Below are 11091 nucleotides of genomic sequence, written 5' to 3'. Positions count from 1 at the left end.
CTGCCCCGTTCCGGCGCTGGTGTTCCCCGACGGGCGGACTAACCGCGGTTGATCATCCGGTTCACCCAGCCCTTCCGGGGTGGCTCGGCGGGAGGTGTCTCCTGTACGGCCACCAGCTCCGCGACGGAGATCCGGAAGTGGCTCGAACTCGTGGAGGGATGGTCCCAGCCGTCGTACCAGAACGAGTAGGTCACCTCCACCAGCCAAGTGGTCTCCGAGGTCCGGAACACGGTGCGCCCGTACTTCTCGGTGTCGGTCCTTCCCGGCACGAGGGACAGGCTCATCTCCTGAGCCCGAGCGAGCGCGGCCTCCCGTCCTCCCTCGACGTGCACCTTGTCCGTGAGATCCCACGTGTTGTCACCACCGTGGGATTCGTTGGCCTCCACCAGCACGTACCACTGGCCGACCGATCCACTGCTCATGTCTCTCGCCCCCTCGGTATGCACCGTATTCCGGTGGCGGTCGAAGCGTCTCTCGTCGATGATCGCCCGCGTGACATCAAAGGTGGAGAACATTGCGATCGACTGTGCGAACGCCTATCGACTGGCGTTGTTCTGGAGCGAAGTGACCGGGCAACCACTGCATCCCGAGGACCAGCCTGGCGACAAGGAGACCGAGGTCATGCTGCCCGGCGGCCCGGCCCTGTACTTCAACGAGGTTCCGGAGCCGAAGTCGGTGAAGAACAGGGTCCACCTGTGTCTGCGCCCGGACACCTCGCGGGAGGCGGAGGTCGAGCGGCTGCTGGGGCTGGGCGCCTCCCTGGTCGACGACCGTCGCAAGCCCGACGGCTGGGGCTGGGTGGTTCTCGCCGACCCGGAGGGCAACGAGTTCTGCATGCTGCTGGCCGAGTCGGAACGGGCCGCGCTGTCCTCCTGACAGCGGCCGTTCAGGCCCCGGCCCTCACAGGCCGAACAACTTCGCCGCGTTGTCGTGGCACACCGCCCGCAGCCACGCCTCGCCGAGGTCCAGCCGCTCCAGGGCGTGCAGCTGATGCAGGTACGGATAGGGGATGTTGGGGAAGTCCGAGCCGAGCAGGATGCGGTCGCCGAGGTCGGCCAGCCGGGGCAGGGCCGAAGGCGGGAACGGGGCGAGCCGCTCGGTGAAGTCGGTGAACGTCATCGTCGTGTCCAGCCGCACCTGCGTGTACCGCTCGGCGAGGTCGAGGAACTCCTCGTACTCGGGCATTCCCATGTGGGCGAAGATCAGCCGCAGCCGGGGATGCCGGGACAGCACCCGGGCGATCGGCTCGGGGCCGGTGTGCTTGCCGGGCGCCGGCCCGGAGCCGCAGTGGATCACCACCGGGATCCCGGCCTCGGCCAGCAGCCCCCACGCCGGCTGGAGCAGTTCGTCGGCCGGGTCGTACGCCCCCACCTGCACATGCGCCTTGAAGACCCGAGCGCCCGCCTCGACGGCCTCCCGGACGTAGGTCTCGACGCCCGGCTCGGGGTAGAGGGTGGCCGTGTGCAGACAGTCGGGGGTACGCCCGGCGAAGTCGACCGCCCAGCCGTTCAGCCAGCGGGCCATGCCCGGCTTGTGCGGGTAGAGCATCGCGGTGAAGGCCCGTACGCCGAACTCCCGCAGGATGCCCGCCCGTTCGGCCTCCTCCTGCCGGTAGGTGATCGGCCACTCGAGACCCCCGGTCAGCGTCCCGAGCGCGTCGAAGTAGCCCCACACCTTGTGCAGCACCCGCTCGGGCATGAAGTGCGTGTGCACGTCGACCAGCCCGGGCAGACCGAGCCGCCCCCAGAAGCGGCGGATCTCGTCGGCCTCCGCCCGCGTGCCGCACGCGGGCTCGGCGGAACCGGCAGGGTCGACGGGTGCCTCGCGGTGATCGTCCATGCCGCCCACGATCGCCCGGGTGCGGGGGCGAGTCCACACCCCTGCTCGAGGGGGGTGTGAGGGATCCGTCACCCAAGCCGCCGGACGCCGGTCACCGGTCGAGCAGGTGGGCCGCCTCCACGCGGTGCAGGTGGATCAGCACGTCGTGGCTGCGGGCGAGTGCTATGTCGTGCTCCGGCTCCGGGTATGCGGTGCCGATACTGCGAGTCGGCCGGGCGCCCCGCAGCCAGTTCCGGGCCGGTCGCGGCGCGGTCCGCAGGTCGACGACGAAGTCGCGGTGACGCACCCGGTCGAGGGTCCGTTCGTTGCTGCCGGGCCCCGCCGGGCCCAGGGTGAACCGCCGCACCTCGTCGTCGGGGCCGGTCGCGTTGAACGAGCCCCGGGCGAAGGTGAGGCCGACGCTGACGTATCCGTCGCCGAACCGGTCGCGCAGGAACGCCCCTTGCATCTTCGGGTAGTGAACGGGGTCGTCCGGAACGTAGGCGATGTGCGCGTTGTGCGCCGACAGCACGACCTTGTCCCCCGTGTGCTCCGCCCACCAGGCCACGTTGTCGGCCATGACCGAGTCACGGAAGCGCATGGCGGCCCGGAGCTGCTCCGGGTCCTCGAAGTCGAAGGCGTAGCCGAGCGCGGTCTGGCCGATGGCCGTGGCCTGCCGCACCGCCCAGTCATACGCTGCCCGGTCGGCGCCCGGCGCCTGCTGCTCAAGCAGCTTCAAAGCCTGACCGGTCCGGTCCGCCCGCTCCTTGCGTTCGGCGTACGGCATGCGCAGGTACTGCTCGATGTACGCGCCCGCCGCGGTCGTGGGCCGCAGCCCTCGGTACAGCGAGGTGAAGCGGGCGAGGAGGTCGGGGTGGGCGCGGGCCACGTAGTCGGTGACCTCGTCGTACAGCTCGGGGCCGGCCCAGGCGAAGTCGTCGCCCATGAACCGGACCGGGTCGTCGTGGTGTCGGCTGTTGTACGCCCGCATCCACTCCACGAGCGACAGATACTCGGCGTTGTTCCACCAGAGGTAGTCCCGCTGAAACTCCTCCCACATGATGCGTCGCGGGTCCCCCTCGCCGCGCAGCACGTAGGCGTTGAGGCGCAGGCCGGTGCTCCAGGGGGCTTCCAGCGCGAAGGTACGGAAACCCTTCTCCTCCACGAGGTGGCGGAAGACGCGGTGCTTGAGGGCGAAGAACTCGTGCGAGCTGTGGGTGGCCTCGCCCAGGCCGACGATCCGGGCGTCACCGATCATGCGGTCGAGAGGGTGCAGGTCGCGGCTGTCCCCGCCCGGTTCGACGGTGCGCAAGGAATGGGAGGCGCGATCGAGGGCGTCGACGACGGTGGATGCGGACTCGCTGACGGGTGCGATGGTCGGTGCGGTGGCCGTGGCTGCCGGGCTGTCCGGCGCAGCCCCGGCCGGGTTGCCGGCCGTGAGGGCGCCGAGTGTGACGAGCAAGGTCAGAGCGATGGCGGTCCGATGCCGTGTCATGATCCAACGATCCCGCCGCGCGACCGCGGACACCATGCGGTTGACCGCCGGCCCGGGGTGGGGGAGGCACCCAGGCAGACACGGGGGTTTCCCACAACACCTCCGGAGATGCACACTGCTGATCCAACTGCGCTGTCATGAGCCTGTCGGGAAGGACGTCTCACATGGCCGGGCTCTATCCCGCAGGTATCGAGCCGTACGAGCACGGCATGCTCGATGTCGGCGACGGCAACCACGTGTACTGGGAGACCTGCGGGAATCCCGAGGGCAAGCCCGCCCTCGTGCTGCACGGTGGGCCGGGATCGGGCGCGGGCCCGTTCTGGCGCCGGCTGTTCGACCCGTCCGCGTACCGCATCGTGCTGTTCGACCAGCGCGGGTGCGGCCGCAGCACACCGGACGCCGCCGATCCGCGGACGTCGCTCGAAACCAACACCACCGCCCATCTCATCGCCGACATCGAGATGCTGCGGCAGCACCTCGGTATCGAGAAGTGGCTGGTCCTCGGGGGCTCCTGGGGCGTGACCCTCGCGCTCGCCTACGCCCAACAGCATCCGGGGCGCGTGTGGGAGCTGGTGCTCTTCAGCGTCACCAACACGACGCGCCGCGAGGTGGAGTGGGTGACGCGGGACATGGGCCGGATCTTCCCGCGGGAGTGGGCCCGGTTCCGGGACGCCGTCCCCGAGCCGGAGCGCGACGGCAGCCTGGTCGACGCGTACGCGCGGATGCTCGACGACCACGACCCGGCCGTACGGGAGCGGGCCGCGCGCGAGTGGTGCCGGTGGGAGGACGTGCACGTGTCCACCCACCCCGGGCACGAGCCCGATCCCCGTTACGAGGACCCGCGCTTCCGGCTGCGCTTCGCCCGCCTCGTCACGCACTACTGGCGGCATGCCGCCTTCCTGGAGGACGGGGCGCTGCTGCGGGACGCCGGGAAGCTCACCGGCATCCCCGGCGTGATGGTCCATGGGCGGCTGGACATCAGTGGGCCCGCGGACGTGGCCTGGCGGCTGGCACAGGTGTGGCCGGACGCGCAGCTCGTGCTGATCGGTGCGGAGGGGCACGGGCTGTCGGGGGACGCCACGACGGACGCGGTGCTGAGGGCGACGGACCGCTTCCGGCCCCGTCCTGTCACGTGACGCGCTCGACGAGGTACGGCCTCGGCCTCTCCGGCGACTCGATGTGCCAGGGACCCGACAGGTCGCCGTCGGCGGTGAGGCCGTAGCGGGGGAGGGTGTCCCAGTCAGGGTCCGTGCGGGCGCGCAGTCGCGCGAGGTGGGGGAGCGCGCCGTCGTACCCCGCGTCGATCGCGGCCCGGTGGAGACGGTCGGCGTCGGCCGACAGACCGGTTTCGGCGTACATGCAGGCGAGTTCGCACAACGCCTCCACGTGCCCGGCGCAGGCGGCCGCGCGGGCGTGGTCCTCCGCCGCGTCGTGATCACCGGCCTGATGCTTCAGCCGGACCAGTTCCCGCAGAGCCTGGGTCTGTCCCTGGTCGGCCGCGCGCTGGTAGAGCCGCTCCGCGTCCGCCTTCCTGCCGTCCGACTCCCAGAGCCAGGCGAGTTGCAGCAGCACCTTGCCGCCCCCGGCCGTGGCGAGGAACTCGGCTCCCTCGCTGTCTCCGGTCTTCTCCCGGCGCAGGACGAACTCGTTGAGCACCCGGCCGTCGCCCGCCCCCGCCGCCTGGAGGACGAGGGCTTCGGCACCGTGCTTGTCCCCGGCCTTCTCCCGTAACCGGGCGAGCAGCACGAGCGCACCCGAGTTGCCCGCACGGTAGGCGGTCTGCGCCAGGCGTTCGGCGCCCTGGCGGTCGCTGGAGTTCTCGCGCAGCCACGACAGTTCGAGCAAGGCGAAGGTGCTGCCGCCGTCCGCCGCGCTGCACGCCATCCGCTCGGCCTCCTCGCCGGCCCCCTCCTCCTCCTTCAGCAGGGCGAGGTGGGCCAGCGCGTCCGTGCTGCCCCGCTCGGCCGCCCTGCGGTACAGCCGCAGCGCGGCCTGCCGGTCGCCGGCCTTCTCCCGCAGCCGGGCCAGCTCGGTCAGGGCGAACATGCTGCCCCGGTCCACGGCCGAGCGCAGGAACCGCTCCGCCTCCTCGTTCTCCCCCCACCTGCGCATCAGACGGGCGAGCTCGGTCAGGGCGAAGATGCTGCCCGAGCCCGCGGCGAGGTCGAGCGCCCGTGCCGCGCCCTCGCGGTCCCCGGCCTGCCGTCGCATCCCGGCCAGCCTGATGGCGGGACGCACCTTCCCGCGCCCGGCCGCCGCCAGCACCAGATGCTCCGCCGCCTCCCCGTCCCCCGCCTTCTCCCGCATGCCGGCCAGCTCGGACAGGGCGTAGGTGCTGCCCGTCTGGTTCAGGGCCAGGAACGCGAGCGACTCCGCCCCCTCCCGGTCCCCCACCTCTTCCCGGGACCGGGCCAGCCCCGCGAACGTCCTGATCTTCCCTCTGGCCGCGGCGTTCCTCGTCAGCCGCTGCGCCCCCTCCTCGTCGCCGGCCTCCTGCCGCAGCCGGGCCAGCCGGGTCAGCGCCGTGCTGTCGCCCTGGTTGGCCGCCTCGTGCGCCAGTTCCTCCGCCCGGCCCGGTTCGCCCTTGGTCTCGCGCAGCCGTACGAGTTCCCAGCGCGCCAGCCGGTCGTCGCGCCACGCGGCCTCGTAGAGCTCCTTCGCCGTCGTCGTGTCACCCACTCCCTCGGCGAGCCCCGCCAGTTCGGGCCGCACCTCGGTGTTCCCCGCGCGCAGAGCACGCTCGTAGAGCGCCGCCGCGACCTTCCGGCGTCCCCTGCGCCGGGCGGCACGGGCCAGCGCGACGGTGTCGTCGGTGCCGAGGCTGTGCCGGACCGCCGCGTCCCAGAAGGAGGCCGGAGGGCACACGAGCCGGCGCTCCACCCGCCCGTGCTGTTCGAGGTAGTCCGCCAGCCGGTACCCCCCGCCCGCCTCGTCGCCGAGCGGGACCGGCGTCAGCGGTCCCGGTACGCCGTGGCACGGCATCGCGCAGTACGCCAGGGCCTTGTCCAGCCAGTCGCTGCCCCGCAGGACGAGCTCCCGGTCCTTCAGATAGCCCTCGGCCGCTTCGGTGAGGAGCGCGTGCGGCAGTACGGGGCCGTGGCCGAGCCTGCGGCAGTCCATCGCCGCGTGGACCAGGGCCTGTTCCGCCGGCGGAGCGCACTGGTAGCGCCGCATGAGCTCCGGGACACCGGCGAGGAACTGTGTGATCTCCCCGTCGGCCGCCCCCGCCAGGGCGCTGGCCAGCCGGGGATCGTCGTGCGCCTTCCGGCGTGCCTGCCGCAGGTCGCTCTCCGAGAACGCCTTCGGCACCGCGATGCACCGGCCGAGATCGGTGAGGAGCTTGCGCTGCTGCTCGAAACGGTCGTCCGCGCCGGTGGCCGAGGGCGAGGTCAGCAGTTCCCAGAACCGCGGCCAGACGGTGGCGAGCACCAGGATCGGGCCCCGGCGCCGGTCGGTCAGGGCCGAGCGCAGGCCCGCGGCGATGCCCTCGGCGGTCCTCGCATCGGGGGAGAGCAGATAGTGCTGCGCCTCGTTCAGCCAGATCACCGTCTGCGGGCCGACCTCCGCGAGGTGCACGAGCGCGGCGTCCGGACGGCTCGGGTCGAACGGGTGCCACACGCGCCACCCCGGCGGCAGCCGCCGCAGCGCCTCCCAGCAGGCGCGGGTCTTCCCGGTCGAGGACTCACCGACCACCGTGACGAGCAGACTCTCACCGTCGATCGCCCGGTCCACGAGGGCGCCCAGCTCCGTGTCGTGATCCCTCGGCACGTAGGCGGGCAGACTGGGCAGCGGCCGCTCCCCGGGCACGCTGATCGCCCGGTGCACCTCCAGGGCGAACGGGTCGACGTCGGCCAGGGGGATACCCAGGGGCTCGGCGAAATGAGCGGCGAGCCACATCCGCCGTACGCGCTTCTCCACCTCGCCCGGGTTGCGGTCCGTCTCGCGGGCGAGCAGCAGGGCCACGGAGACGACGTCCTCCTGGCTCGTGGGGAGTTCCCTCGACCCGATGATCCGGTGAACGGTCGCCTTCGACGGGCTGCCCGGGAAGGAGTCGTCGTTCCCGATCAGGGCCGCCATCCGGTGCGCCGGCGGCGCCCCGGCCTCCACATAGAGCAGGTAGACGTAGTCCTTCAAGTCCCGCAGTGGGGCCGGCGTCACGCCCAGGGGCTGCGGAATCCGCCGCTGGCTCCCTTGCCGCGAACCACTCGTGTGACTGGTCATCGAAGCATCCTTGCCTATGGGAACCGCCGCCCGCCCGGACAGTCCCGGATTCGGCGACGGTGTGAAGCATGCGCCGAATCGCCCTGGGGCGGTCCGCGCGGAACGGCACGGCGGGGCGGGCCCGTCAGGACAGCAGCACCTTGAAGGTCTCACTGGTGGCCGCCCCGGCGACGGCGGAGACGAGGCTGCCCAGCAGGATTCCCATCAGGGTCAGCCGCTCACGGCGGTTCAGCGGGCGTCGGGGCATGGCGGGTCTCCCGTCTCGGTGCGAGCGGCCGGCGGGCGGCCGGCCACGATCTACTTTCGCGGACATGGAAGGGAGGTGGACGAGTTGAGACGAGACGGCGACGGGCGCGGGGGGGGCCTCGCCCGCCCCCGCGCTGGTCGGTCCCAGGGCGAACACGCCGTTCAGGCAGGCGCCCTCTGCCCCATTCGGTACGGCGACACGGATCTCACAGCTCGTCAGCGGCGTCGGCCCGGCAGAGCGCGGCCAGCTCCCCCAGCACCCGAGCCGCCGGTGCCGGATCGACCAGCCACTTCAGGTGGCTGCCGTCGAGCGTGCGCACGTCGTAGGGATTGTCCGGTGTCAGTGCGTCGCCCTCGCGGATCAGCCGGTCCTGCAGGGCCAGGGGCATGCTCGCGTCGTCGGACAGCCGGACGTAGGTCTTCGGGACGCGGCCCCAGGTCGCGGCCTGTGCACGGTCGGCGGAGGTGCCGACGTCCAGGTTCTCGTCGGGCTGGAAGGTGTTGAGGAAGGTCAGGAACTCCTCGTCGGTGCCGTCGGCGAGGAAGGCCGCCTTGAAAGCCGCGAGGGCGTTCGGGTCGGCGGTGCGGAAGTTGACGCGGAGCAGGCCGAGTTCCGCCGGGTCGCCGGCCATCGCCAGGGCCAGGGACGCGGTGTCGACGGTGGCCATCTCCGGCTCGGCGTAGTAGCCGGCGACATCGAGGTCGACCGGGCACCAGGCGGCGACGTAGACGACCCTGTCGATCAGGTCGGGCCGCGCGTTGGCCGCCGCCGTGGCCGTGACGCCGCCGCGGCTGTGGGCGACGAGGATCACGGGGCCGTTCCGCTTGGCCCGCTCCAGGATCCCGATCAGGTGCGCGGCGTTGTCGGCGAGTGTGACGCCCTTGATCGAGCCGGGGGCGGTCGCGAGCCCCTGGGCATCCTGCGGCGCCTGGTAGGCGCGGGTGTACGTGGCCGCGAACCCGTGTCCGGGCAGATCGACCGCGACCGAACGGTGCCCGAGGAGGCCGAGTTCCGCCTGGAGGGGCGCCAGGGAGAAGGAGTTCGCGAAGGCTCCGTGGACCAGTACATAGGTCGGCTGCTGTATCTGTCTGTTCACTCCCCGACCATAAGCCGACGAGCGCTGACAAAGGCCATCTCTCCTTCAACCAGGCCATGTGAAAGGACAGTTGAGTCAACGAGGGCAAGGTCATCTGGCCCTCCCTCGGCGAGGCCCTGCGCAAGGCCCAGCAGCGCGACAACACCTCGTTCCTGCTCCGGCCGCCGTCCGCCGCGAGCTACGACTTCCTCAACCCGAACGTGGTCGTCGAGTGCGTCGACAAGGACTACCCGCGTGACCCGGCCCTGCTGAAGCGGAAGGTGACATCCTTCGCGAAGGCCGCGCCGCTGCTCGGACCGGCCCTCGCCTACGGCCCGCCGCTCTACGACCACCAGCACGCCACCGCCTGCGCCCAGTGGCCCGCCGAGAAGGTCAGCCGCTACGACGGTTCCTTCCGCGCCAAGGGCTCCGCGCCGATCCTGGTCCTCGGCACCACCGGCGACCCGGACACCCCGTACCAGGACGCGGTGGCCCTGTCCCGGCAGCTGGACAACGGCCGGCTGCTCACCTTCAGGGCCGAGGGGCACACCGCGTTCGGGCGCAGCGTCTGCGCGACGGACGCCGTCACGAACTACCTCGTCGACCTGAAGGTCCCGGCGCACGGCACGACCTGCGCCGACGAGACCCAGCCGCCGTCGGCCACGCCGAAGACGGCCCCGCCCGGCACCACGCTCGGCGAACTCCGCAACGGCGTCAGCGACCGCCTCGAACGCCTCGGCGACATGCGCTGACCGACCGCTTGACGGCACCCCGGGTGCCGGGCCGCACCAGGCCCGGCACCCGGGGTGTTCACTGCTACGGCCAGTCCCGCGACAGGACGACCAACGCCGACCAGATGGCGATGGCGGCGGTGTACTACCAGCCCCTCAACTTCCTCTTCCGGTACGACAAGCCGTCCACGTACAGCAACCCCGCGAACTGGCCAGGCCTGCCCTGGTTCGACGCCGCCCCCACGCCCCGGGACGAGAGCCGCACCCTGGCCGGCTCGATCGGCGAGTACGTCGCGGTCGCCGCGACGGCTCCACCTTGCTCATACGACGTGCGACTCCGGCCGGATCCCCGCCCCTTCCCGGAAGCGGTCGGCGCTGAGCGGGCCGACGTCGACGCGGGGCGTGCGGTCCAGGTACAGGTCGCGGACGATCTCGCCGACCGCCGGGGCCTGGAGGAAGCCGTGGCCGGAGAACCCGGTGGCGTAGAGGAAGTTGACGACCTCGCCCGAGCGGCCGATGAGCGCGTTGTGGTCGGGCGTGACCTCGTAGAGCCCGGCCCAGCCGCCGGCCGTCTCCATGCCGGCGAGGGCGGGGGCGCGGTGGCGTACGACCTCACGGAAGAGCTCCAGCCACTGAGGGGTCCAGGTGGTGTCGAAGCCGTCCGGCTCGGCGGGGTCGGCCAGGCCGAACAGGAGGCCGTCGTCGCTGTTGTGGAAGTACGCCGAGGACGAGAAATCGATGGTGAACGGGATGCGCGGGGCGGGGGGTGTGAGCGGGACGGTGAAGGCCAGTTGGCGGCGGACCGGCCGCACGGGGAGCGGAACTCCGGCCATGTCGCCGATCCGTGCCGACCAGGCACCGGTGGCGCAGACGACCGTGGCGCAGTCGATCCGCCCGCGGTCGGTGTGGACGGCCGTCACGCGGTCGCCCGCGGTGTCGAGGCCGGTGACGGTGGTGTGGGTGGCGAGGACGACCCCGGCCCGGGCCGCCGCACGGGCGTAGCCCTGGACGACCAGTGCGGGCCGGGCGTGGCCGTCGGCGGGCGAGTGGGCGGCGGCCACCAGAGCGTCGGTGCTGACGTACGGGCACAGACGGTGTGCTTCGTCCGGCCCGGTCATGCGGCTGGGGACGCCGAGGGAGTTCTGCAGCCGGACGGCGGCCTCGAAGTCGGTGGCCTGCTGCTCGGTGGTGAGCAGGAAGAGGTAGCCGACGGTGTCGAGGCGGATGTCGGCGCCGGGGCGTTCCGGGAAGTCCTGGAAGGCGCGCAGGCTGCGGTGGCCCAGTTCGATGTTGAGCGGGTCGGAGAAGTGCGCCCGTACGCCGCCGATCGGTTTGCCGGAGCTGCCGCAGCCCAGCTCGCCGCGTTCCACCACGACGATGTCCCGCACACCCGCCTCGGCGAGGTGGAAGGCGATGCTCGTGCCCATCACACCACCGCCGATGATCACGACGTCGGCGGTGCGGGGGACGGTGGAGAAGACGGGCGAGGGGCTCAACGGGCCGT

General features: G+C 72.0%; 9 protein-coding genes and 1 pseudogene. 3 read left to right on the top strand and 7 right to left on the bottom strand.

The features are described 5' to 3' along the window. Nucleotides 1-38: 38 nt before the first annotated feature. Entirely contained in the window at nucleotides 39-422 is a 384-nt protein-coding gene (locus SSQG_RS20190) for a hypothetical protein (RefSeq protein WP_039933204.1), read from the bottom strand. A gap of 58 nt (nucleotides 423-480) precedes the next feature. On the opposite strand from SSQG_RS20190, the gene SSQG_RS20185 reads away from it, so the two are divergent. Further along, complete coding sequence (locus SSQG_RS20185; RefSeq protein ID WP_003991673.1) at nucleotides 481-876, top strand: VOC family protein; 396 nt, start codon at nucleotides 481-483, stop codon at nucleotides 874-876. Nucleotides 877-900: 24 nt separating this feature from the next. Here the strand turns inward: SSQG_RS20185 and SSQG_RS20180 are convergent, their stop codons facing one another. Further along, nucleotides 901-1839: an amidohydrolase family protein gene (locus tag SSQG_RS20180; RefSeq protein ID WP_003991671.1), complete on the bottom strand. Its 939-nt coding sequence runs from the start codon at nucleotides 1837-1839 to the stop codon at nucleotides 901-903. Between the two features lie 91 nt (nucleotides 1840-1930). Next, entirely contained in the window at nucleotides 1931-3313 is a 1383-nt protein-coding gene (locus SSQG_RS20175; RefSeq protein WP_003991670.1) for an erythromycin esterase family protein, read from the bottom strand. A 164-nt stretch (nucleotides 3314-3477) separates the two neighbouring features. On the opposite strand from SSQG_RS20175, the gene pip reads away from it, so the two are divergent. After that, nucleotides 3478-4449, top strand: coding sequence for a prolyl aminopeptidase (pip, locus tag SSQG_RS20170; RefSeq protein WP_003991669.1), 972 nt, complete (start codon nucleotides 3478-3480; stop codon nucleotides 4447-4449). Here the strand turns inward: pip and SSQG_RS20165 are convergent. The 3 genes from SSQG_RS20165 to SSQG_RS20160 form a co-directional block, all read right to left on the bottom strand. Next, nucleotides 4442-7534: a tetratricopeptide repeat protein gene (locus SSQG_RS20165; protein WP_158681069.1), complete on the bottom strand. Its 3093-nt coding sequence runs from the start codon at nucleotides 7532-7534 to the stop codon at nucleotides 4442-4444. The two genes, pip and SSQG_RS20165, sit on opposite strands and share 8 nt — an antisense overlap. Nucleotides 7535-7658: 124 nt before the next feature. Further along, nucleotides 7659-7781 carry a hypothetical protein gene (locus SSQG_RS43480; protein ID WP_276327084.1) on the bottom strand — a complete coding sequence of 41 codons (123 nt, stop codon included), beginning with the start codon at nucleotides 7779-7781 and terminating at the stop codon, nucleotides 7659-7661. A gap of 205 nt (nucleotides 7782-7986) precedes the next feature. Beyond that, nucleotides 7987-8877, bottom strand: coding sequence for an alpha/beta fold hydrolase (locus tag SSQG_RS20160; protein WP_003991666.1), 891 nt, complete (start codon nucleotides 8875-8877; stop codon nucleotides 7987-7989). Between the two features lie 74 nt (nucleotides 8878-8951). Here SSQG_RS20160 and SSQG_RS20155 point away from each other — a divergent pair. Next, nucleotides 8952-9608: pseudogene (locus tag SSQG_RS20155) on the top strand (alpha/beta hydrolase); the annotation flags it as partial. Nucleotides 9609-9907: 299 nt separating this feature from the next. On the opposite strand, the gene SSQG_RS20150 reads toward SSQG_RS20155, so the two are convergent. Next, the gene (locus tag SSQG_RS20150; RefSeq protein ID WP_003991664.1) at nucleotides 9908-11083 is read right to left on the bottom strand and encodes an NAD(P)/FAD-dependent oxidoreductase; all 1176 of its coding nucleotides are present in this window, start codon (nucleotides 11081-11083) and stop codon (nucleotides 9908-9910) included. Nucleotides 11084-11091 lie beyond the last annotated feature (8 nt).

It is taken from the genome of Streptomyces viridochromogenes DSM 40736, from assembly GCF_000158955.1.
In the GTDB taxonomy this organism is placed as follows: Bacteria; Actinomycetota; Actinomycetes; order Streptomycetales; family Streptomycetaceae; genus Streptomyces; species Streptomyces venetus.
The sequence above is the reverse complement of the archived record's forward strand: the minus strand, read 5'-3'. Positions and strand labels throughout refer to the sequence as shown.